This is a genomic window from Rhizobium beringeri (assembly GCF_004306515.1).
Lineage (GTDB): Bacteria > Pseudomonadota > Alphaproteobacteria > Rhizobiales > Rhizobiaceae > Rhizobium > Rhizobium beringeri.
The window spans coordinates 563,739-585,359 of record NZ_SILG01000002.1 but is presented as its reverse complement, the minus strand read 5'-3'; the positions used below and the strand labels follow the sequence as shown (position 1 = coordinate 585,359).

20 protein-coding genes are annotated in these 21,621 nt (G+C 61.1%); 12 read left to right on the top strand and 8 right to left on the bottom strand.

What is annotated here, in order from left to right; all coding sequences use genetic code 11:
* Nucleotides 1-3: 3 nt before the first annotated feature.
* Together ELH03_RS26360 and ELH03_RS26355 are read right to left on the bottom strand one after the other, a co-directional pair.
* On the bottom strand, nucleotides 4-921 hold the full coding sequence (locus ELH03_RS26360; protein WP_130766923.1) for an ABC transporter permease subunit: 918 nt from the start codon (nucleotides 919-921) through the stop codon (nucleotides 4-6).
* A gap of 77 nt (nucleotides 922-998) precedes the next feature.
* Nucleotides 999-2,114 (bottom strand): ABC transporter substrate-binding protein, encoded by a 1,116-nt coding sequence (locus tag ELH03_RS26355; protein ID WP_130766922.1) that lies wholly within the window; start codon nucleotides 2,112-2,114, stop codon nucleotides 999-1,001.
* A 308-nt stretch (nucleotides 2,115-2,422) separates the two neighbouring features.
* On the opposite strand from ELH03_RS26355, the gene ELH03_RS26350 reads away from it, so the two are divergent.
* The 6 genes from ELH03_RS26350 to ELH03_RS26325 are packed head-to-tail and all read left to right on the top strand — an operon-like array spanning nucleotide 2,423 to nucleotide 11,126.
* Nucleotides 2,423-4,504, top strand: coding sequence for a hydantoinase/oxoprolinase family protein (locus ELH03_RS26350; protein ID WP_130766921.1), 2,082 nt, complete (start codon nucleotides 2,423-2,425; stop codon nucleotides 4,502-4,504).
* Between the two features lie 10 nt (nucleotides 4,505-4,514).
* On the top strand, nucleotides 4,515-6,182 hold the full coding sequence (locus ELH03_RS26345) for a hydantoinase B/oxoprolinase family protein (RefSeq protein ID WP_130766920.1): 1,668 nt from the start codon (nucleotides 4,515-4,517) through the stop codon (nucleotides 6,180-6,182).
* Complete coding sequence (locus tag ELH03_RS26340) at nucleotides 6,179-7,390, top strand: pyridoxal phosphate-dependent aminotransferase (RefSeq protein WP_165420534.1); 1,212 nt, start codon at nucleotides 6,179-6,181, stop codon at nucleotides 7,388-7,390. The genes ELH03_RS26345 and ELH03_RS26340 overlap by 4 nt, the downstream gene beginning before the upstream one ends.
* Before the next feature lie 12 nt (nucleotides 7,391-7,402).
* A complete protein-coding gene (locus tag ELH03_RS26335) occupies nucleotides 7,403-8,215 on the top strand; it encodes an NAD-dependent epimerase/dehydratase family protein (protein WP_130766919.1) in 813 nt (270 codons plus the stop codon).
* Nucleotides 8,216-8,224: 9 nt separating this feature from the next.
* The gene (locus ELH03_RS26330) at nucleotides 8,225-9,418 is read left to right on the top strand and encodes an NAD(P)/FAD-dependent oxidoreductase (RefSeq protein ID WP_130766918.1); all 1,194 of its coding nucleotides are present in this window, start codon (nucleotides 8,225-8,227) and stop codon (nucleotides 9,416-9,418) included.
* 22 nt (nucleotides 9,419-9,440) lie between these two features.
* Nucleotides 9,441-11,126 carry a thiamine pyrophosphate-binding protein gene (locus ELH03_RS26325; RefSeq protein ID WP_130806821.1) on the top strand — a complete coding sequence of 562 codons (1,686 nt, stop codon included), beginning with the start codon at nucleotides 9,441-9,443 and terminating at the stop codon, nucleotides 11,124-11,126.
* Nucleotides 11,127-11,330: 204 nt separating this feature from the next.
* Here ELH03_RS26325 and ELH03_RS26320 read toward each other — a convergent pair whose 3' ends face one another.
* Together ELH03_RS26320 and ydiJ are read right to left on the bottom strand one after the other, a co-directional pair.
* A complete protein-coding gene (locus tag ELH03_RS26320; protein WP_130766916.1) occupies nucleotides 11,331-12,062 on the bottom strand; it encodes a FadR/GntR family transcriptional regulator in 732 nt (243 codons plus the stop codon).
* 45 nt (nucleotides 12,063-12,107) lie between these two features.
* Entirely contained in the window at nucleotides 12,108-15,167 is a 3,060-nt protein-coding gene (gene ydiJ, locus ELH03_RS26315) for a D-2-hydroxyglutarate dehydrogenase YdiJ (protein ID WP_130766915.1), read from the bottom strand.
* A gap of 98 nt (nucleotides 15,168-15,265) precedes the next feature.
* On the opposite strand from ydiJ, the gene ELH03_RS26310 reads away from it, so the two are divergent.
* Nucleotides 15,266-16,015: an SDR family NAD(P)-dependent oxidoreductase gene (locus tag ELH03_RS26310; RefSeq protein ID WP_128405091.1), complete on the top strand. Its 750-nt coding sequence runs from the start codon at nucleotides 15,266-15,268 to the stop codon at nucleotides 16,013-16,015.
* Nucleotides 16,008-16,757 (top strand): SDR family oxidoreductase, encoded by a 750-nt coding sequence (locus tag ELH03_RS26305; RefSeq protein WP_130766914.1) that lies wholly within the window; start codon nucleotides 16,008-16,010, stop codon nucleotides 16,755-16,757. Before ELH03_RS26310 ends, ELH03_RS26305 begins: the two co-directional genes overlap by 8 nt.
* On the opposite strand, the gene ELH03_RS26300 is transcribed toward ELH03_RS26305, so the two are convergent.
* The 3 genes from ELH03_RS26300 to ELH03_RS26290 form a co-directional block, all read right to left on the bottom strand.
* Complete coding sequence (locus tag ELH03_RS26300) at nucleotides 16,738-16,995, bottom strand: hypothetical protein (RefSeq protein WP_128405093.1); 258 nt, start codon at nucleotides 16,993-16,995, stop codon at nucleotides 16,738-16,740. The two genes, ELH03_RS26305 and ELH03_RS26300, sit on opposite strands and share 20 nt — an antisense overlap.
* A 54-nt stretch (nucleotides 16,996-17,049) precedes the next feature.
* Nucleotides 17,050-18,678: a chaperonin GroEL gene (groL, locus tag ELH03_RS26295; protein WP_128405094.1), complete on the bottom strand. Its 1,629-nt coding sequence runs from the start codon at nucleotides 18,676-18,678 to the stop codon at nucleotides 17,050-17,052.
* A 176-nt stretch (nucleotides 18,679-18,854) separates the two neighbouring features.
* Entirely contained in the window at nucleotides 18,855-19,169 is a 315-nt protein-coding gene (locus ELH03_RS26290; RefSeq protein WP_130766913.1) for a co-chaperone GroES, read from the bottom strand.
* Nucleotides 19,170-19,517: 348 nt separating this feature from the next.
* Here ELH03_RS26290 and ELH03_RS26285 point away from each other — a divergent pair, with 348 nt between their 5' ends.
* From ELH03_RS26285 to ELH03_RS26270, 4 genes are all read left to right on the top strand, one after another.
* Nucleotides 19,518-19,808, top strand: a complete 291-nt coding sequence (locus tag ELH03_RS26285; RefSeq protein WP_062942856.1) for a hypothetical protein — start codon at nucleotides 19,518-19,520, stop codon at nucleotides 19,806-19,808.
* Nucleotides 19,809-19,917: 109 nt separating this feature from the next.
* Nucleotides 19,918-20,280: a hypothetical protein gene (locus tag ELH03_RS26280; RefSeq protein ID WP_128405096.1), complete on the top strand. Its 363-nt coding sequence runs from the start codon at nucleotides 19,918-19,920 to the stop codon at nucleotides 20,278-20,280.
* A gap of 53 nt (nucleotides 20,281-20,333) precedes the next feature.
* Complete coding sequence (locus ELH03_RS26275) at nucleotides 20,334-20,660, top strand: DUF2934 domain-containing protein (protein ID WP_128405097.1); 327 nt, start codon at nucleotides 20,334-20,336, stop codon at nucleotides 20,658-20,660.
* A 5-nt stretch (nucleotides 20,661-20,665) separates the two neighbouring features.
* The gene (locus tag ELH03_RS26270) at nucleotides 20,666-21,082 is read left to right on the top strand and encodes an HD domain-containing protein (RefSeq protein WP_128405108.1); all 417 of its coding nucleotides are present in this window, start codon (nucleotides 20,666-20,668) and stop codon (nucleotides 21,080-21,082) included.
* A gap of 254 nt (nucleotides 21,083-21,336) precedes the next feature.
* Here ELH03_RS26270 and ELH03_RS26265 read toward each other — a convergent pair whose 3' ends face one another.
* A complete protein-coding gene (locus ELH03_RS26265; RefSeq protein ID WP_128405098.1) occupies nucleotides 21,337-21,606 on the bottom strand; it encodes a cyclase in 270 nt (89 codons plus the stop codon).
* Between the last annotated feature and the right edge of the window lie 15 nt (nucleotides 21,607-21,621).

Genomic DNA, 21,621 nt, shown 5'->3' with positions numbered 1-21,621 from the left:
TCCTCAGACTTTCTGGATTTCCGGCCGGCCAAGCAGGCCATACGGTCGGAAAAACAGAAGGGTGATGAGTAATGCGAAGGCGAAGACGTCCTTGTAGTCGGTGCTGACATAGCCGGCGAACAGCGCCTCGGTCAGGCCGAGGACGATACCGCCGAGCACGGCGCCGGGCAGCGAGCCGATCCCGCCGAGAACCGCAGCCGTGAAGGCCTTGATGCCCATGACGAAGCCGATGAAGAAGTTGAAGGAGCCGTAATTGAAGGTGACGAGCGTGCCGCCGACGGCGGCAGTGGCCGCGCCCATGACGAACACCGTCGAAATGATCCGGTCGGTATTGACCCCGAGTATCGCGGAGATCCGGATATTCTGCTGGGTGGCGCGGCATTCGCGGCCGATCCTGGTGTAATTGATCACATAGGTCAGCATGCCCATGGCGATCAGCGATGCGAACAGGATCACCGTCTGCATGTAGGTGATCTGCGCGAAGTGGGTATCGTTACCGATGCGAAACGCCCCCTGGATAAGCGTCGGCACACCCTGGTCGCGCGCGCCCTGGGCGATCTGGACGTAGCTCTGCAGCATCAGCGAGATGCCGATGGCCGATATCAGCGGAGCAAGCTTGGTCGAGCCGCGAAGCGGCCGATAGGCGACGCGCTCGATCACCCAGCCATAGACGGCCGTGATTGCGCAGCTGATCACCAGCACGGATATCAAGGCGAAGGGAACCGACTGAACGCTGAAATAGCCAAGGACGGCAAGCGTGATGGCGGCGATATAGGCCGATACCATATAGACGTCGCCATGGGCGAAGTTGATCATCCGGATGACGCCGTAGACCATGGTGTATCCGACCGCGATCAGGCCGTAGATCGTCCCCAGCGTGATGCCATTGAACAATTGCTGAACCAGGATGTAAAAGTCCATGGTGAACCCCTCTTATGTCTCTCGGGGATGGATAAGCCGGCCGGACCTTGAGGTCCGGCCAACTCGGGCAAAATGCCTTACTTCACCAAGACAGGGGTTCCCTTGTCGTCGAAGTTGTAGAAGACGAACTTGAAGTCCTTGATGTCGCCCTTGGCGTCCCAAGTGATCTTGCCGATGGCGGAATCGACGGTGTTGCTGCGGAGATAGTCGGCCTGGGCCTTCAACTCGTCGCCGGCCTTCAGCGCGGCAATGACGGCCTGCGCATTGGCATAGCCATAGAGGACGTAGTTTGCCGGCGTGATGTTGGCTTTCTTCAACGAATCCTGGACACCCTGCGTGGAGGGATCCGCCAGCGGATCGGGCGTTGCCGAATAATAGACGTTCTTGAGGTTCTGCGCGCCGCCGGCTGCCGCGACCAGTTCCGCCTGGGCGAAAGCGTCGCCGCTGACGATGACCACGTCGACACCTTGCTCCTTCAACTGGCGGATCAGCGGGCCGCCTTCGGGAATGAGGCCGCCAAAGTAAACGGCGTTGGCGCCGGAGCTTTTGATCTTGGTGACGAGCGCATTGAAGTCACGTTCGCCACGGGTCAGGCCTTCGTACATCACAGGCTTGATTCCGCGCGCTTCGATCGTCTTCTTGACGGCGTCCACCAGGCCCTGGCCATAGGTGTCCTTGTCATGGATGAGCGCGATCTTGTCCCGCTTCAACGTATCCAGAATGAAGCTGCCGGCGACGACGGCCTGCTGGTCGTCACGGCCGCAGCCACGAAACAGATTGTCGAAACCGCGATCAGTCACGGTCGGATTGGTCGAGGACGGCGTCATTTCGAGGATACCGGCATCATTGTAGATCTCGGAAGCGGGGATCGTGTTGGACGAGCAGAAATGCCCGATCACCGCCTGGACCTTGTCCTGGTCGACGAAACGATTGGCGACGGCAACGGCTTGCTTGGGTTCGCAGGCGTCGTCACCCTTCACCAGTTCAATCTTCTTGCCATTGATGCCGCCCGACGCATTGACGTCGGTGACGTAGGCGGACACGCCGCTGAACACCTGCTCGCCAAAGGTCGCATTGGCGCCGGTAAAGGGGCCGGCGACGCCGATCTTGATCGTGTCGGCCGCCAAAGCGTTGGAAAACAGCAAGGCGGAGCCGACGGCAGTGGCGCTAAGAAGTGTCGATATGGATTTCATGTGTTTTTCCCTCTGGTTGAAGCTGTTCGATTTTTGGTCGTTCTCGACGCGGTTTAAGTCCGCGTTCATGCTTCGCCTTAAAGGTGAAGCTATTATTTTTGTTAGGTAAATTCTCTTTATCTCAGCCGCTGAGAAGAGCGAGTTTCGAGACTTTCGACCCTTTTCTTAATTGACACTTATATGATAAGTGACATATACGAAGATCGTCAAGCAGAAATGTTGCGGCATCGCTTGCAACAGTGAAGAATGGCAGGATCGATGATCGCGCAAGCGCGGCCTCGAACGTTAAGAAAGCGGGGAACAAGACGGTGAGCAGCACGCCACGAAACTGCCGGGTGGGCGTCGATATCGGCGGCACCTTTACGGATATCGCTCTCGACATCGATGGGACGCTTCACTCGACGAAGATCCTGACGGACTATACGGCGCCGGAGCGAGCGATCCTCAAGGGTGTGAAGGCCGTCGCCGACATGGCGGGCATCGCTCTTTCAGAGATCGGCATCCTCATTCATGGCACGACGCTTGCCACCAACGCGCTCATCGAACGGCGCGGCGCCAAGACCGCCTTCGTGACGACGGAAGGTTTTCGCGACGTGCTCGAGATGCGCACTGAGAACCGTTTCGAGCAGTATGATCTCAATATTTCCCTGCCGCCGGCTCTTATCGCGCGCGCCGACCGCTTCGTCGTGCGTGAGCGTATCGATGCGGCGGGCAAGGTTCTGCTTGATCTAGACCATGCTTCGGTCGCAGCCGTCGTCGAGAAGGTCGCGGCAGGTGGCTATGAAAGTGTCGCGATCGGCTTCATTCATGCCTATGCCAATGGCGCACACGAGATCGCCGTCCGCGACGCGATCCTGAAGCGCCTTCCTGACCTCTCCGTTTCGATCTCGTCGGAGGTTTCTCCGCAGATGCGCGAATTCGAGCGCTTCAACACGGTCTGCGCCAATGCCTACGTCAAGCCGGCGATCAAATCCTATCTCGACCGTCTCGTCGTCTCGCTGAAGGATATCGGAGTCGGCTGCCCGGTCTTCATGATCCACTCCGGCGGTGGGATCGTCTCGGTCGACAGCGCCTCCGAGTTTCCAGTGCGCCTGGTCGAATCCGGTCCGGCCGGCGGCGCGATCTTCGCGGCCGACATCGCCCGCCAATACGGTCTCGATACGGTTCTCTCCTTCGACATGGGCGGCACGACCGCCAAGATCTGCCTGATCGAAAATCAGGTGCCGAAGACGGCCAAGACTTTCGAGGTCGCGCGCACCTATCGATTCCGCAAGGGATCCGGCATGCCGATCTCCATCCCTGTTGTCGAGATGGTCGAAATCGGCGCGGGTGGTGGTTCGATCGCGTCGGTCGACGCAATGCGTCAGATCCGCGTCGGGCCGCATTCGGCAGCCTCCGAGCCGGGCCCGGCCTGTTACCAGCGCGGCGGCAAGAACCCCACCGTCACCGATGCGGACCTGATCCTCGGCAAGCTCGATCCCGCCAATTTCGCCGGCGGCGCGATCCCGCTTTCCGTCGAGGCGAGCCGCCAGGCGATGAGCGACGATATCGGCTCGGTCATCGGCCTCGACCCGGAAGCTTCCGCTTACGGTACGTGCGAAATGGTCGACGAGAACATGGCCAATGCCGGCCGCGTTCACACCGTCGAGAACGGCAAGAACATTTCCGATTTCACCATGATCACCTTCGGTGGCGCCGGACCGCTGCATGCCGCACGCCTCTGCGAAAAGATGGGAATCTCGACCTTCCTCGTTCCGCCGGGCGCCGGCGTTGGTTCCGCGATCGGTTTCCTCAAGGCGCCGTTCGGCTATGAGTCCGTCCGCAGCGCCGTCTTCAACCTGTCGAATTTCGAATATTTAGAGGCCAACCGCCTCCTGCAAGCCATGAAGGCCGAAGCACTCGGCTTTGTCGATGGCGGGCTCGACGCAGGCTCCCCGGTGATCGAGCGCACGCTGTTCATGCGCTATGCCGGGCAGGGCTGGGATATTCCGGTCCCGCTTGCTGACGACAATTTCGACGCCGCGAGCGCCGAGACGATCGCAGCCTTGTTCGAAAGGGAATATGAGCGCTTCTTCGGTCGCGCCATCGAGGGTCTCGATATCGAGATCGTCAGCTGGTCGGTCAAGGCGAGTTCACCGCTCCCACCGGTGGAGCGCATCCCCTCCGTCGCCGAAGGCAATGTCGTGCAGCCGGGTAGGACCCGCCGCATGTTCGAGGCTTCGCAAGGCGCCTATCTCGAAGCCGGCATTCACGAGCGCACCGACCTGAAGTCCGGCGACGTCATCAAGGGCCCCGCCGTCATCGTCGAGCGTGAGACCTCGACCGTTCTCACCTCCTCCTTCAAGGCCATCGTTCAGCACGACGGCTGCCTTCTCGCAACCCGGATCTGAGGATAGTCACATGAACCAATCCATGATCGATATCCATATGCAGGTCATGTGGAACCGGCTGATCTCAGTCGTCGAGGAGCAGGCGCAAACCCTGATCCGCACAGCCTTCTCCACCTCGGTGCGCGAGGCGGGCGATCTGTCGGCCGGCGTCTTCGACCTGGAAGGCCGCATGCTGGCGCAAGCGGTTACAGGCACGCCTGGCCATGTCAACGCCATGGCGGAATCCGTCGCGCATTTCATTCGCGACATCGGGCCGGACAATATCTTTGAAGGCGACGTCTACATCACCAACGATCCGTGGAAGGGAACGGGCCACTTGCACGACATCACCGTCGTCACGCCCTCCTTCCATCACGGCAAGCTGGTCGGTTATTTCGCCTCGACCGCACACGTCGTCGATGTCGGGGGCCGCGGTTTCGGCCCGGATGCCCGCGAAGTTTATGAAGAGGGCATCTTCATCCCGATCATGAAATTCTTCGAGCGCGGCGAGCTGAACCGGACGCTGATCCATATCGTGCGAAACAATGTTCGCGAAAACGATAAGGTCGTCGGCGACTTCTATGCGCTCGCCGCCTGCAACGAAACGGGCCAGCGCCGGCTCGTCGACATGCTGACGGAATTCAATCTTCCTGATCTGTCGACGATCGGCGGCTTCATCCTCAAGCACAGCCGCGAGGCAACGCTGGAGCGGCTGAAGAACCTTCCGCATGGCTCCTGGAACTATAGCCTCGACCTCGACGGCTATGACGAGCCGGTGCATCTCGCCGCCAAGCTGAGCATCGGCCCCGATGGCGTCGTGGTCGATTTCGACGGCACCTCAGGCATGAGCAAGTTCGGCATCAATGTGCCGCTCGTCTATGCCAAGGCCTATGCCTGCTACGGCATCAAATGCGTCGTGGCGCCGGAAATTCCAAACAATGCGGCCTCTCTCGCGCCCTTCGAGGTCGTGGCGCCGGAAGGCTGCATCCTCAATGCCAAGCGGCCGGCGCCGGTCGCCGTCCGCCACGTTCTCGGCCATTTCGTCCCCGATCTCGTGCTGGGTGCGTTGCATCAGGCGCTTCCAGGACAGGTGCCGGCGGAAGGTGCCAGTGCGCTCTGGAACCTGCATATGAGCGTGCGCCCCGTCTCCGATCAGATCGGCGGCAAGGGCGCGGAAATCCTGATGTTCAATTCCGGCGGCACCGGCGCCCGCGCCGCTCTCGATGGCTTGAACGCCACCGCCTTTCCGAGCGGCGTGCACACGATGCCGATCGAGGCGACGGAGAATGTCGGCCCCGTCATCATCTGGCGCAAGGAATTGCGCGAGGGATCAGGGGGTGTCGGCGCGCAGCGCGGCGGTCTCGGCCAGATGATCGAGATCGAAGCGGCCGAGGGCTTCAGCTTCCGCTTCTCCGCCATGTTCGACAGGCTTGGCCACCCCGCACGCGGCCGCGATGGCGGACTGAACGGCACGGCCGGCGCCGTTGCTCTCGACGACGGTACGGTTCTCAAGGGCAAGGGGCTGCAATTCGTACCGGAAGGCCGGCGCCTGGTTCTGTCGCTTCCGGGCGGCGGCGGTTACGGCGATCCGGCACATCGCCCGGCTGATGCGATCGAGCACGATCTGAAGCATGGATACATCACAGAAGAACAGGCTGAAGCCTACGGCAGGAGCCGGACTAAGGGAGGCAGGGCATGAATATGATTGCATTCGAAAGCACACGCGTTGCGACGATCAAGTCCTCACCGTCCATGGCGGTATCGGTCGCCGCCAAGGCGATGCGGGCCAAAGGAGAGCATGTCGTCGACCTGTCGCTCGGCGAGCCCGATTTCGACACACCTGATCATATCGTCCAGGCGGCGATCGAGGCCATGCGCAAGGGGCTTACCCGCTATACCGCGCCGGACGGCCTGGTGGAGCTGCGCGAAGCGATCGTCGCCAAGTTCAAACGCGAGAACGGCCTCGACTACGCCATGGATGAGATCTCCATCGGCAACGGCGCCAAGCAGATACTCTTCAATGCATTCCTCGCCACGCTGGAGCCCGGCGACGAGGTGGTCGTGCCGGCGCCTTACTGGGTCTCCTACACCGACATCGTCATCCTGCATGGCGGCATTCCGAAGATCGTGCCTTGCGGTGTCGAGGATGCCTTCAAGATCACAGCCGAGCGGCTGGAAGCAGCCATCACGCCGAAGACGCGTTGGTTTCTGTTCAATTCTCCGTCCAATCCGACGGGGGCGATCTATACGGCGGACGAACTGAAGGCGCTTGGCGCGGTGCTGGCGCGGCATCCCCACGTGGCGATCATGTCGGATGAGATCTACGAACATATCGTCTGCGGCGACGTGCCCTTCACGTCGTTCGTCGTCGCGTGCCCAGAGCTGAAGGACCGCACGCTCATCATCAACGGCGTGTCCAAGGCCTATGCCATGACAGGATGGCGGCTCGGCTATGCGGCCGGCCCGCGGGAACTGACCCGGGCCCTGAACAAGCTTCAGTCCCAGAGCACGACCTGCCCGTCCTCGATCACCCAGTTTGCGGCCGCCGCAGCGCTCAACGGTCCCCAGGACTTCGTCACGACGGCGGTTGCCGAATACAAGGCGCGCGGCGAACTGGTCGCAAGGGGCTTCAGCGCGATGCCCGGTCTTGATGTGCGGGCTCCGGAAGGGGCCTTCTACCTCTTTCCGAAATGCGCCCACTATATCGGCAAGACGGCGCCCGACGGCGCCAGGATTTCCAACGATACGGAACTGGCCTCCTATCTCCTGAGTGAAGGCAAGGTCGCAACCGTTCCCGGTGCCGCTTTCGGTGTCGAACCCTATATTCGCCTTTCCTTCGCGACATCGCGTGACAATCTTGCCGTTGCCATCGAGCGCACCGCCGATGCATTGGCCAAACTTCGCTAAAGGGAAAATTCGATGACCGATTATCAGCGCATGCTTCTGACCGGCGCGGCCGGCGCTCTGGGAACCCAGCTGCGCAAGTCAGGAACAAGGCTTGGCAAGATCGTCAGGCTGTCTGCACGCAAGCCCTGCGAGAACCTCGAGCCGCACGAGGAGGATTTCCCGGCGGACCTTTCCGACTTCGACGCCGTTTCGAAAGCCGTGGAGGGCTGCGACGCCATCATTCATATGGGCGGTCAGGGGCTGGAAGCCCCCTGGAACACCATCCTCAACGCCAACATCGTCGGCAGCTACAACATCTATGAGGCGGCCCGGCAGCATGGCGTCAAGCGCATCGTCTATGCCAGCTCCGTTCACGCCATCGGCTTTTACGAACGTACCGAGACGATCGACGGCAACGTTCCGACCCGCCCCGACAGTCTCTACGGCGTGTCGAAGACCTTCGTCGAAAACCTCGGACGCTACTATTTCGACAAGTTCGGGATCGAGACCGTGAGCCTGCGCATCGGCTCGTCCTTCCCCGAGCCGACAGACCGGCGCCACCTCATCACCTGGCTTTCCTATCGCGATTGCCGCCAGCTCGTCGAAAAGAGCCTGTCGGCCGAACGCGTCGGCTTCATGGTCGCCTATGGCATGTCCAACAACAGCCGGGCGTTCTGGGACAACCGCACGGCGGCATCGCTTGGATACAAGCCGGAAGACAGCGCCGACGACTACGCGGACAAGGTCTTCGGCAAGACGAAACAGGGCGATCCCAACGATCCGGCGGTGCGCTTCCAGGGCGGCAGCTTTGCCGCCGCCGGCCACTATGAAGACGAGAAGAAGTGAGACGCCCTGATGCAAGCTTCCAAGTCGTCCTATGACGTGGTGATCGTCGGCGGTGCAGTGGTCGGCAGTTCGACGGCATATTTTCTGGCGACCAACCCCGACTTCAACGGATCGGTCCTGGTGATCGAGAAGGACTGGACCTATCAGCGGTCGGCGACGGCACTGTCCTCCAGCTCCATCCGCCACCAGTTCTCGAATGCGATCAATGTCAAAGTCTCGCAGTTCGGGACGGAGTTCATCCGCAACTTCAAGGAAAACGTCGCCGTTGACGACGACACGCCTGAGATTGGTTTTCACGAGGCCGGTTATCTGTTCCTCGCCGAGGATGATCGTGGCGATCAGGTTCTCAGGCGCAACCACGAGACCCAGGTCTCGTGCGGAGCGGAAGTCACGCTGCTCGATCCTGACGGCCTCGGCCGGCGGTTTCCCTGGCTGAACCTCGAAGGATTGACGCTCGGCAGCACCGGCGAGCGGGGCGAGGGCTGGTTCGACAGCGTCGGTCTGCTGCAGGGCTTTCGCAAGAAGGCGCGCTCGCTCGGCGTCGAATACATCGAAGACGAAGTTGTTGCCGTCAACAGAGAGAGAGACCGCATCGTTTCCGTGTCGACGAAGAGCGGCCAGACGATCGCCTGCGGCACGATGGTCAATACATCAGGCACCAATGGCAAGAAAATCGCCCGCATGGCCGGGCTCGACGTCCCCGTGGAGCCGCGCCGACGCTCGCTGTTCGTCGTCGATTGCCGCACGCCCCTGGAAGGAAAGGTGGGCCTGACGATCGATCCTACCGGCGTTTTCTTCCGGCCCGAGGGCAAGTTCTATCTGATGGGCACCTATCCCAAACATGACCCTGAGGTGGATCCGAACGATTTCGACGTCATGCACGACGAATTCGACGAGGAAATCTGGCCGGTCCTGGCGAACCGGGTTCCGGCCTTCGAGGCGATCAAGGTCGTCAATTCCTGGGCCGGCCACTATGACTATTGCACCCTCGATCACAATGTCGTCCTCGGACCGCATACTGAGGTCAGCAATTTCCTCTTCGCAAACGGCTTCTCGGGGCACGGTCTCCAGCAGTCGCCGGCGATGGGACGGGGGCTCTCGGAACTGATTACCTATGGCGGCTTCAAGACCCTTGATCTTTCGCCATTCGGCTACGAGCGGGTAGTAGCGCAGCGCCCCTTCCTCGAAGACGCCGTCATTTAACGAACAGCAGAGGGGCTCCCCGATGAAAAACGAAACATCCAAGCGCAGCGGCGGCCAGGTGCTCGTCGATGCCTTGCGCATCCATGGTGTGGAGCGCGTGTTCGGCGTGCCGGGCGAAAGCTATCTTGCTGCCCTCGACGCCCTTCACGACGTGGAAGACGCCATCGAATTCATCGCCTGCCGGCAGGAAGGCGGCGCCGCCTATATGGCGGAAGCCTACGGCAAGATGACCGGCAAACCCGGCATCTGCTTCGTGACCCGCGGGCCGGGCGCGACGAACGCGTCCGTAGGCGTGCATACCGCTTTCCAGGATTCGACACCGATGATCCTGTTCATCGGGCAGGTGGCGCGCGATCAGATGGAGCGCGAAGCGTTCCAGGAAATCGATTATCGCCGCATGTTCGGCCAGATGGCGAAGTGGGTCATCGAGATCGAGGATGCCGCCCGCATTCCTGAGCTCATCAGCCAGGCATTCCACCGAGCCGTCAACGGCCGGCCCGGGCCGGTGGTCGTCGCTCTTCCGGAAGACATGCTGACCGATATGGTCGATGTTGCCGACACCCCGCCTTACAAGCGGGTCGAGGGTTTTGCCGGCCCGCAGCAATTCGACGAATTGCTCGGCCTTCTCTCCGAGGCAAAGCGCCCGATGGTCATCGTCGGCGGCGGCGGCTGGACGCAGCAGGCCGTTACCGACCTGAAGGCGTTTTCGGAAGCCTTCGGCCTGCCGATCGCCGCTTCCTTCCGCTGCCAGGACCTGTTCGACAATACGCACGAAAACTATGCCGGCGACCTCGGCCTTGCGGCAGGGCCGAAGCTGATCCGCCATGTGAAGGATTGCGACCTGCTGATCTCCATCGGCGCCCGTCTCGGGGAGATGACGACTGGCGCCTATACGCTGATCGACATTCCGGTTCCGAAGCAGTTGCTCGTTCACATCCATCCGGGCGCGGAGGAATTGGGGCGCGTTTATCACGCGCGATTGCCGATCAACGCCAGCGTCGCGGGTTTCCTGTCGCAGGCGGCAAAGCTGAAGCCGGCGGCTGCGCCGGTGTGGAAGGACTGGACCAGAACGGCTCATGCCGACTATCTCGAAAATCTCGAGCATCCCGAGGTGCCGGGTCCCGTGCAGATGGGCGATATCATGGAGTGGCTGCGCGGCCATCTCAAGCCCGATGCCATACTGACCACCGGCGCCGGCAATTATTCCGCCTGGGCGCATCGCTTCTATCAGTATCGCACCTTCCGCACCCAGCTCGGACCGACGAACGGTTCCATGGGCTACGGCGTGCCGGCGGCGATCGCTGCCAAGATCACCGATCCCGCGCGCACGGTCGTTGCCTTCGCCGGCGACGGATGTTTCCTGATGAACGGTCAGGAACTTGCGACCGCCATGCAGTATGACGCTCGCGTCATCTTCCTCGTCATCAACAACGGCATGTATGGCACGATCCGCATGCATCAGGAGCGTGAGTATCCCGGCCGCGTCTCCGGCACCCGCCTGACGAACCCGGACTTTGCCTCGCTGGCGCGATCCTATGGCCTCCACGGTGAGACCGTGGAAAAGACCGAGGACTTCGCCGGCGCCTTCCAACGCTGCGAGGCATGCGGCAAGCCGGGTCTCATCGAAATCCGGATCGACCCGGAAGCGCTGACGCCGAAAATGAGCCTGACGCAAATTCGCGACCAGGCGATCGCACAGGGAAAGTGATCGCAGCAAAAGGCGTCGCCTCAAAAAGCTGGGCGCCGCCTGAGCAGGCCAGCGGAAAGTGAAGTCGCTTGAGGGGCGTGGATAAGGATCATCCCGAACGGCCGGCCAGCGGCGCTGATCCTTGCTTCTTTCGGTCGTGGAATACGGCGAGATCGGAGCGCAGGAGGCGTCGCAGCAAGCGGATCATCCTTTCCTTCCCCTAACTTAATTCTCCGTTTCGCTGCTCGTCGGCTCATTGAGCATCGTGCGGTATCGATGGAGGCTTTCCTCCAGATGGGCGATCAGCGCGGCCTTCGCAGCCTTGGCATCACCCTGGGTGATGGCGGCCAGGATAGCGGCATGTTCCTTGTTGATCTTCTTCAGGTAGGTGCTGTAGCCGCGCGCCGATTGACGATGCTTGAGCACGAGGTCGAAATTGATGCTCTCTATCACCGCTTCCAGAAAACTCGGGAAGTGGGGATTGCGGGTGGCGCGGGCAATCGCAAGATGGAACTCGAAATCGGCGCGTGCCTCGACCTCGGCATCGTCCGTCACCAGATTTTCGAGGTTGTCGTAGGCGCGGGCAATTTCAGCCAGTGCCTCCGGCGTGCGCCTCGACGCGGCAAGGGCAACAGACTGGATCTCGACGCCGAGCCGCAATTCCAGGATCTGCATCGCGGAGCGGATATCCTCGATGCGGCTGATCTCGAAATTGAGGGTCTTTGCGTCCTTGTCGCTCACATAGACGCCGGCACCCTGTCGCGTGGTCACCCGCCCGCCCACCTTGAGAGAGGTGAGCGCCTCGCGAATGACGGTTCGGGATACGCCGAACTCTTCGCACAGCTGGGCACTTGACGGAATTTTCTCGCCGGGAGCATAAAGGCCGGAGTCGATGCGTTCCATCAGCTTCGCAACGACGATTTCCGCGAGATTGCCTCGTTGCGTGATGATTGACACTAGTTTGCTCCGAATTTCACGATCAAATTTAGCACATATCACATATCATGCCAAGTCTGATTGCGGAACGTCGGCTTTTTCAGACATTATCTTATCGATCACCTGAAAGGGGTGCGGCAGGCGCTTGTTGTCGATTTCCTTCACCTGCGAGCGGCATGAATATCCGGTGGCCATGAGGTTCTCGGTGTCGCCGGCGGCATCGACCTCCGGCTTCCAACTCATCGCATAGAGGCGCTCGGAGATCTGCCGATTGCGGGCCTCGTGGCCGAAGGTACCGGCCATTCCGCAACAACCCGTTTGGGCCGTTTGCAGGTCGATGCCGAGGCTCGCGAATACTTGTTTCCATTGCGCAACGGAGGCCGGCGCATTGGTGCGTTCGGTACAATGGGCCATCAATCGGAAGCTCTTGCCTTTGATGGCGGAGGGTGAAGCGGCAAGGCGGCCGAGGTTGGCGGCCAGCCATTCCTGCGGAAGGAGGATGCTCGCCTTCAGCACCCCCTTGTATTCGCTGCGGAACGCAAGCGTCATCGAGGGATCGAGCCCGACAAGCGCCACGCCCGCATCATCCAGCCGCTGAAGATAGTGCGCGGTCCGCCCGGCGGCAGCCTCGAAACGTCCGAGATAGCCATGCACGTGCAGGGCTTTGCCGTTGACGTGGGATGCGGCGAGGAAGGGCGATAGCCCCATTTTCCGCGCAAGCCCGATCGCGGCGAGGGCGACCTCAGGATCGAAATAGGCGGTAAACGCATCGGCGACGAAGATGACGCTCTGCTCCCTCTCACGCGGCGACAAGGCCTCGATCCGCCGAGGGGTCGCAAGCGGCACGCCAAGGCGGGCGACTTCCTTCGCCAGAGAGATCTGCGGCAGGCGAGGCAGGGACGTCAGCCCGGCAACGCGCATCAGCATCCTGCCGGCTCGCGTGCCGACGACCAGGTTGTAGGCAGGTCGTATCCGGTGGACCAGGGGCAGGGTGGTCTCGATGGCTGCGACCAGCGGATCCTTCAGCGGGCGGAGGTAGCGTCCGTAATAAAGTTCCAGGAATTTGGAGCGGAAGGCCGGGACGCTGACTTTCACGGGACATTGTCCCGCGCAGGCCTTGCACGCCAGACAGGTGTCCATCGAAGCGCGGACCTCGTGGGAAAAGTCATCCCGATTTTGAGGGTTCAGCGAGTTGAAGACGCGCCGAGCGAAGCTCGCGAGAGGAACGCTCTGCCGCAGGCGTTTTGCCTCCTGGCGGGGATCGATGCCTTTCTCGGCAAGCAGCCTCAGCCATTCCCGCATCAAGGCGGCGCGGCCCTTGGGCGAAAAACGCCGGTCGCGTGTCGCCTTGTAGGAGGGGCACATGGGGCTCGTTTCGTCGAAATCGAAACAGGCGCCGTTGCCGTTGCAATAGGCAGCGTTGTCGAAGGCTGCGCGGATCTCGTTGCCGATGATGCGGTCGATATCTCCCCGCAGCGGAACCTCGTCGATCTTCAGCAGCGCTTGGCCGCCGGAAGGGGTTGCGATCTTGCCCGGGTTGAGACGGTTTTCCGGATCGAAAGCCCGTTTGATCTCCTGCAGGCTGGGATAGAGGTCGCCGAAAAAATCAGGCACATATTCGGAACGCACTCCCTTGCCGTGCTCCCCCCAGAGCACGCCGCCATATCTGCGCGTCAGCGCCACGACGGCGTCGCTGACCTCCCGGACCAGCCGGACATGGTCATTGCGGGTGAGATCGAGGGCAGGCCGCACGTGCAGGACGCCGGCATCGACATGGCCGAACATGCCGTAGGAAAGGCCCGCGCCATCAAGCAATGCGCGGAACTCGCGGATATAGGCCGCGAGGTTTTCCGGCGGCACGGCGGTGTCCTCGACGAAGGCGACAGGCCTGACCGGTCCGTCCACATTGCCGAGCAGGCCGACCGCCCGTTTGCGCATCGACCAGATCGCCTCGACATCGGCATGATCCCGCGCGATCGTATAACCCAGGTGACGGGCATTCGCGCCCGCGGCAAGCGCGGCGGTCACCTCGGCCAGTTTGCGTTCGAGTTCGGCTTCATCGTCGGCGAGCACTTCGGCGATATTGATGCCATTCGTGGTTCGGCCGGCATCGTCGGGAAAAAAGCGGGCAATGCCCATCCAGACAATGTCGCCCCTGGCGAGCCCGAGAACTTTTTCATCGACCGTTTCCACCGAGGCGACCTTCAGCGCCACGAGCGTGCGGGCATCCTCCAGTGCGGTGTTGAAGTCCCCGTAGCGAATATTGATCAGTGCCGCATGGGCGGGGATCGGCAAAAGGTTGAGCTCGGCTTCGGCGATCATCGCCAGCGTTCCCTCCGAGCCGCAGAGGATGGCATTGAGGTCAAAGCGTCCGTCGTCCCGCCGGATGTGAGCGAGGTCGTACCCGGTCATATAGCGGTTGAGTTTCGGAAAAATCTCGGTGATCCGATCGCGTTTTTCGCGCGCGATGCGGTCGATCGTCCTATGGATTTCGCCGACGCGGTCCCGACGCGCGGTGATCTCCTTGAGTGCCTCCGCATCGAGCGGGCGCGACCACCAGTCGGTCCCATCCGCAAGCACGATGCGCAATCCCAGCACATGGTTGCTGGTCTTGCCGTAGAGGCATGAACCCTGGCCGCAGGCATCGGTGGAGACCATGCCGCCGATGGTGGCGCGATTGGAGGTGGAGAGTTCAGGCGCAAAAAACAGGCCGTAGGGCTTCAACGCCTGGTTCAACTGATCCTTGACCACACCCGCCTGGACCCGCGCAATTCTCCTGATCGGGTCGATCTCGAGAATGGAATTCATGTGTCGCGAGCAGTCGACGACAATGCCTGAGGTGAGGGATTGACCGTTCGTGCCGGTTCCGCCGCCGCGCGGCGCGACGGTGATCCCGCGAAAGGCCCGTTCCGACAGCACGGCCGCCGTAATCTGCAGGTCTTCGATGCCCTTGGGGAAGAGGATACCGGTCGGCTCGATCTGATAGATGGAATTGTCGGTCGAAAAAACGGTCCGGCTCGCCGCGCCGGTTTCGATGTCGCCGTCGAACCCTGCCTCGATGAGCCGCGGGAAGAATCCCACAGCGGGAAGGGGGATTGAACCGTTCGGCCGGAGGCGTGGAATCATTTCGAGACCTTCAGAATGCACTTGAGCTTTGTCGAAGTTGGCATATAAGTGATAACATACAATGCTAGCGGCGTAACTGAAAATACTGAGGTGGAACTTTGAAGAACCAGACCGCAATCATCGTCGGCGGCGCTTCCGGGCTCGGATTGACGACGGCCAAGCTGATGATCTCGCATGGGGCGACCAGGATCGGGCTGATCGATCGCAATGAGCATCTGCTTACATCGTCGGCCGAGGCGCTTCGCGCTCTCGGCGCCGAGGTGGCAACGGCCGTTGCCGACATCTCCCGGGCCGAAACGGCTCATCGCGGGTTCAACGAAATCGCCGGCAAGCTCGGTCGGATCCACGTGCTCGTCAACAGCGCCGCCATCTATCCGAGACGCCCTATCCTCGAGATCACCGACGAGGAATGGGACCTCGAAAATGCGATCAACGTGAAGGGCACCTATCATATGATGGTGGCCGCCGTTCTTCATATGCGCCAGCACGTGAACGCGCCTGCGGTTACCGGGCGGATTGTCAACGTGACCTCGGTCGATGCTTTCAAGGCTCATCCCCAGAATGCGCATTATGCCGCAACCAAGGCGGCTGTCGTCAGTCTGACGAAATCCTTTGCCCAGGAATGCGCCAAGGACCAGATCCTTGTCAATTCCGTCGCCCCTGCCGGTTTCGCGACGGATCGCGCCAAGGAGCTGGGGTTCCTTCCGGAGCTGGCCAAGGCCAGCGCGCTTGGCCGTGCAGCCGAGCCGGTCGAAATGGCGGAGTGGATCGTCATGATGGCATCGAGCCGCAACACCTATGCCACCGGCGAAAACGTCGTCGTCAGCGGAGGCTACATCTATGTCTGAGCCGCTGCCCTATCAGGTCGCCGTGGTCACCGGTGCGACGAGCGGCATCGGTCGCGCCACCGTCGGCAAACTACGCGAGATGGGGCTGACGGTTTATGCCGTTGGCCGAAACGCCGAGGCGCTCGAGGAACTCGAGCGGGAAAGCGGGGCGAAGCCCGTCCGTGCCGATGTGCGCGATACCGCCGAAATCGTCAAGCAGCTTCACGGAACAGACGTCGACATCCTGGTCAACAATGCCGGCATTCTCTCGACACGGGCGACATTCAGCGAGATCGAACCGTCCGAGATCGATGCCATGATCGACATCAATCTCAAGGCGCCGATGCATCTGACCCGCGCATTCCTGCCTGCTATGGTCGAGCGAAAGCGCGGCCACCTGATCTATATCGGTTCGAGCGGCGGCCAGGCGGCGTATCCGAACATGGCGGTCTACGGCCCCACGAAGGCCGGGCTCAGCCTGTTTTGCGACAATCTGCGCTGCGACCTGCTCGGGACCTCGGTTCGTGTGACCGAGGTGGTGCCGGGCCGCGTCCAGACGGAGCTTTATCGAACCGCGATGGCGGGCAACCAGGCGCGGACCCTGCTCTATGACGGCTACCGTCCGATACAGCCCTCTCACATTGCTTCGATCATCTCGAACGCCATCGAGCTTCCCGTCTTCGTCGACGTCGCCCGAATTGAAGTCTTCCCGACGGACCAGGCAACCGGCGGCGGCAGCATGGTCAAATTCCCGGAGCAGTAGGCAGGTGCTCGCTCGTTTCGAGGAGGCCGCGGGCCGCCTCGACCATCGATTGCAGGTGATCGGGGTCGCGCACGCCCTGTCGGTAGAGCTCGATGATGATGCTCGCCATTCGTTCGGCTTCGTCGCTGTCCCTTGCCACCCGGTAATCGGCGCTGAGCTTGTCGAAGACGCGCTGGCAGGTTTCAAGATCGCGGGAGTCCAGCGGCACCTGCGATCGGTTTTTGATCGTTTGAACCATCTCTATTCCCTCGGATGAGGCCCGCCCGGCGGGGCCGGCGGGCCGGCAAGCGCCTTAGAAGTCCATGCCGTGGCCGGCGGGCAATGGTGGCGGCGCGTCCTTCTTGGGTTTCTCGGCGATCATGGCTTCCGTCGTGACGAGAAGGCCGGCGATGGAGGCCGCATCCTGCAGCGCGGTGCGAACCACCTTGGCTGGATCGATGACGCCCTGCGCATAAAGGTCGCCATATTCGCCCGTCTGAGCATTCCAGCCGTAGGAGAACTCGCTTTTCTCGCGCAGCTTGCCGACAATGACCGAGCCTTCTGCTCCGGCGTTTTCGGCGATCTGGCGAGCCGGCGCCTCGACCGCGCGGCGAACGATGTCGACGCCGACCCGCTGGTCACCATTGGCGGTCTTGACGGTGTCGAGCGCCTTGACGGCGCGCAACAACGCTACACCGCCGCCCGGCAGAATGCCTTCCTCAACCGCCGCTCGGGTTGCATGCAGCGCGTCGTCGACGCGATCCTTCTTCTCCTTCACCTCAACTTCCGTCGAGCCGCCGACGCGGATGACGGCAACGCCGCCGGCAAGCTTGGCAAGGCGCTCCTGCAGCTTCTCGCGGTCGTAGTCGGAGGTGGTTTCTTCGATCTGGGCCTTGATCTGGGCCACACGACCTTCGATGTCTGACTTGGCGCCCGAACCGTCGACGATCGTGGTGTTTTCCTTCTCGATCGAAACCTTCTTGGCTCGGCCGAGCATGTCGAGCGTGACGGATTCAAGCTTGATGCCGAGATCTTCGGAAATGACGGTGCCGGCGGTCAGGATGGCGATGTCTTCGAGCATGGCCTTGCGGCGGTCGCCGAAGCCGGGCGCCTTGACGGCGGCGATCTTGAGGCCACCACGCAGCTTGTTGACGACGAGCGTTGCGAGGGCCTCGCCTTCGACGTCTTCAGCGATGATCAGCAGCGGCTTGCTGGACTGGACGACGGCTTCGAGAACCGGCAGCATCGATTGCAGGTTCGAGAGCTTCTTCTCGTGGATGAGGATATAAGGGTCTTCGAACTCCACCCGCATCTTGTCGGCATCGGTGACGAAGTAGGGGCTGAGATAGCCGCGATCGAACTGCATGCCTTCGACGACTTCGAGCTCGGTCTCCGCAGTCTTTGCTTCTTCGACGGTGATGACGCCATCATTGCCGACCTTTTCCATGGCTTCCGCCAAAAAGCGGCCGATTTCGGCATCGCCATTGGCGGAGATGGTGCCGACCTGGGCGATTTCGGAATTGTTGGAGATCTTGCGGGCGTTGGCCTTCAGTTCCGCGACGATGGCGGCGACCGCAAGATCGATGCCGCGTTTCAGATCCATCGGGTTCATGCCTGAGGTAACCGCCTTGGCGCCCTCCTTGACGATCGCCTGGGCCAGCACCGTTGCCGTCGTGGTGCCGTCGCCGGCGACGTCGCTGGTCTTCGAAGCTACTTCGCGGACCATCTGGGCGCCCATGTTTTCGAACTTGTCTTCGAGTTCGATTTCCTTGGCGACCGATACGCCGTCCTTGGTGATGCGCGGGGCGCCGAAAGATCTTTCGATCACGACGTTGCGGCCTTTGGGGCCGAGGGTCGCTTTCACGGCGTTGGCTAGGATGTCGACGCCACGCAACATCTTCTCGCGGGCTTCGGTGCTGAATTTGATTTCTTTAGCAGCCATGTCCTCACTCCTTCATAGGCAGCCAGAGCAATTCCAGGAAAAGTACGAAGGGGTTTTCCCCAGGCAAAGCGCGAAGCGGTTTTACCGGAATTGCGTCAGAAATAAAATGTTGGAGCGGTTCTGCGTTTCCATGAAAAGCTGAAGCGCTCCAGCGTGGACGGATGTCAGCAGGGACCTTAGGCGGCCTGCTTCTTTTCGCCCCGGGTTTCGATGATGCCCATCACGTCGCTTTCCTTCATGATCAGCAGATCCTCGCCATTGATCTTGATCTCGGTGCCGGACCATTTGCCGAACAGGATGCGATCGCCGGGTTTGACGTCGAGCGCCTGGATCTGGCCGGCGTCGTTGCGTGCGCCGGGGCCGACGGCGAGGACCTCGCCTTCCTGCGGCTTCTCCTTGGCTGTGTCAGGAATGATGATGCCGCCCTTGGTCTTTTCCTCTGAATCGACCCGGCGGACGAGAATGCGGTCATGAAGCGGTCGGAACGACATGTCTTCCTCCATCGACAAACAATGATGACGTTGTTCCCTAGCCGGACCGGATGACCAATCCGGGCGGGTGCGCAGCGCTCGCGCCTTGCGAGAATGATTTGGTTCGACGGTTTTGCAATTCAAGAGGGGATGGAAGAAAAATTGGCACTCCCTGCCCGTGAGTGCTAACGCCTGGCAGGGAACAGAAAATCGCCTCCCGCGTTCGAATAACGAAGGCGACGGCGTGGTGCCGGAGGCGAGTTCGAGCAGGATTGAGGCTTGAATCCGGATTTCGGCATTCCCAACTCTTTTTTGATCGAGGCTCAAATGAGCTCGGTCATCGTCCCACGTCTTTTTGGAGTGAGTGACATGGAAGAGAAGACCAATATAATCAAAGACCTCAGTATCGAGGAACGCGAGGAAATCCTCGTCGATATCGCTCGTACGCTGGAGGACACGGCGCGTGAGGCCTATGTCGAAGGCAACACGCAGTTTGCTGCACTTTCCAACAACATGGCCGAAGCGATCCGCGTCAACGCCGATGAACTCGCCCGTGACGATCCAGAAAATGCCGAGCTCGTATTTCAGCAGGCGACGGCGATGATCTCGCAATTCGAGGCCGTGCACCCCTATCGAATGGTGAGTATGGCCGTCCATTGATCGCCGGATGCGTGGCCCCGCTTCGATCCCCCGCTCAGATCAATCGCCCGCCACGCGGAACTCTCACTGTTTGCGAAGGTTATTGGATCACAACATCGAAAGGTGATCCATGAAGACTTTCAAATCCAGCGTGCCGCCCGAGAGCGGCACCGACGACGCGCGGTCCGCCGATACTGAACGGGCCGAGACCGATCGCAAAAGGGCATTGGAAACTGCCCGACGCAACGCCAGCTCGGCATTAGATCGTGATAGCGGCACCGAAACCGAAACCCCAAGCCTGAAGCTTGCAAAGGAATATCTCAGCCTCGGCGGCCACCGCCGGTCCATGATCGACGACAATATCACCGATGTTCGCCAATGGGACGAGGATCCGCCGGAGGCCGAACGGTTCTGGAGGGAACGGGTGGAGACGCTTCCAAAGGATCAACGCAAGCAGGTGGAGGATTTTCTTCCAACCATCAACACGCCCTGAAAGGGCGGCCGAGCCGCTCTTCGGACGGCTCATTCCAATGCGCGGAGCAGATCATGGCTATAGACAAGCACGAGCAGATACGCCAGCGCGCCTACGAAATTTGGGAGGCCGAGGGCCGCCCGGATGGCGCCGACCAGCGCCATTGGCTTCAAGCCTGCGACGAACTTGCCGGCGAGGATGAGCATGAGACGCTGCAGAACCTGCTCGATGAAGACGACAGGGATGATGCAGCGCTGCTTCAAGGCGCCGGTGAGAGCGGCGATCTCGATCGGCGGCGGGCGAGGCCTGTCCAGGCCGCCGTGGCTCCCGTCCCTGACATCGAGATGACGACGGGCGAAAAGCCTTCTCGACGAAAGATCAGGAAGACCGAGGGACCGTGATCGCCATGCAGCATCTCGACCATGCCATCCAGATCGCTCTTACGGCCCATGAAGGTAAGGCGGACAAAACCGGTCGGCCGTTCTTCGAGCACTGCCAGCGGGTAGCCCTTCTGGTTTCCGGTGACGAGACGCGAACGGTCGCCTACCTTCATGACGTCGTCGAGAAGGGAAACGGCTGGACGCTCGACAGGCTGAGGGAAGAAGGCTTTCCGCCGGCGATCATCTCCGCGGTGAATGCGTTGACACGGCGGCCGGACGAGCCGGATGACGACTTCGTCAGACGTGCGGCATCAAACCCGCTGGCCTTGCCCGTCAAACGGGCCGATCTTGAAGATAATCTCCGGCAGGCCGAACAAGCTGGCAAGAAAACGGAAAAATACCAGCGCGGCCTGGATCTCCTGCGCGACATCAGGAACGGATAATAGAACTCGGACTAGAGCGGTTCAGCTTTTAACGGAAGCGCAGAACCGCTCTATCCTTTTGTTTTTACGCAATTCCGGACGGAAAACCGCTTCGCACTTTTCCTGGAATTGCTCTAATTTGCGCAGTTCGCCTGCAACTGCCACCAAGGTCGGCAATCGGCGCAGGGGCGCACTACTCGGCTTCCATGTCATGTGCCGAGCGCGACCGCAACCTGGCCTCCCGCTGTGCAGCGGCGGAGGCCGTTTGGCCTATTTCATGCTTTGTTGGTAAACCACACCGTCGGCGCGCCGAGCACGCCTCCCGTGCGCATCGCCGTCTTCAGCTCGTCCAGCTTGCTGAATGCCTGCGCCGCTTCAAGCGTGGCAAACTCGTGGGTGACGGTAATATCGTTCGGATTGTCGATGGCTCGATAAACGGCTTGCGCCGTCACCCCATTGGCCTTCTGCACCGGCGAAAAGCCATCATATATCTTGCGCCAGGCAGCATAATCGGAGACCTCGTGCCTCACGAATAATGTCGTCATGTCATCCTCCCGCGT

Bases quoted from the DNA above. Each gene is read 5' to 3' on its own strand.
- groL (WP_128405094.1), bottom strand. From the start codon at position 18,678: ATGGCTGCTAAAGAAATCAAATTCAGCACCGAAGCCCGCGAGAAGATG.
- ELH03_RS26285 (WP_062942856.1), top strand. From the start codon at position 19,518: ATGGAAGAGAAGACCAATATAATCAAAGACCTCAGTATCGAGGAACGC.
- ELH03_RS26290 (WP_130766913.1), bottom strand. From the start codon at position 19,169: ATGTCGTTCCGACCGCTTCATGACCGCATTCTCGTCCGCCGGGTCGAT.
- ELH03_RS26345 (WP_130766920.1), top strand. From the start codon at position 4,515: ATGAACCAATCCATGATCGATATCCATATGCAGGTCATGTGGAACCGG.
- ELH03_RS26270 (WP_128405108.1), top strand. From the start codon at position 20,666: ATGCAGCATCTCGACCATGCCATCCAGATCGCTCTTACGGCCCATGAA.
- ELH03_RS26300 (WP_128405093.1), bottom strand. From the start codon at position 16,995: ATGGTTCAAACGATCAAAAACCGATCGCAGGTGCCGCTGGACTCCCGC.
- ELH03_RS26265 (WP_128405098.1), bottom strand. From the start codon at position 21,606: ATGACGACATTATTCGTGAGGCACGAGGTCTCCGATTATGCTGCCTGG.
- ELH03_RS26335 (WP_130766919.1), top strand. From the start codon at position 7,403: ATGACCGATTATCAGCGCATGCTTCTGACCGGCGCGGCCGGCGCTCTG.
- ELH03_RS26330 (WP_130766918.1), top strand. From the start codon at position 8,225: ATGCAAGCTTCCAAGTCGTCCTATGACGTGGTGATCGTCGGCGGTGCA.
- ELH03_RS26325 (WP_130806821.1), top strand. From the start codon at position 9,441: ATGAAAAACGAAACATCCAAGCGCAGCGGCGGCCAGGTGCTCGTCGAT.
- ydiJ (WP_130766915.1), bottom strand. From the start codon at position 15,167: ATGATTCCACGCCTCCGGCCGAACGGTTCAATCCCCCTTCCCGCTGTG.
- ELH03_RS26275 (WP_128405097.1), top strand. From the start codon at position 20,334: ATGGCTATAGACAAGCACGAGCAGATACGCCAGCGCGCCTACGAAATT.
- ELH03_RS26280 (WP_128405096.1), top strand. From the start codon at position 19,918: ATGAAGACTTTCAAATCCAGCGTGCCGCCCGAGAGCGGCACCGACGAC.
- ELH03_RS26355 (WP_130766922.1), bottom strand. From the start codon at position 2,114: ATGAAATCCATATCGACACTTCTTAGCGCCACTGCCGTCGGCTCCGCC.
- ELH03_RS26305 (WP_130766914.1), top strand. From the start codon at position 16,008: ATGTCTGAGCCGCTGCCCTATCAGGTCGCCGTGGTCACCGGTGCGACG.
- ELH03_RS26340 (WP_165420534.1), top strand. From the start codon at position 6,179: ATGAATATGATTGCATTCGAAAGCACACGCGTTGCGACGATCAAGTCC.
- ELH03_RS26360 (WP_130766923.1), bottom strand. From the start codon at position 921: ATGGACTTTTACATCCTGGTTCAGCAATTGTTCAATGGCATCACGCTG.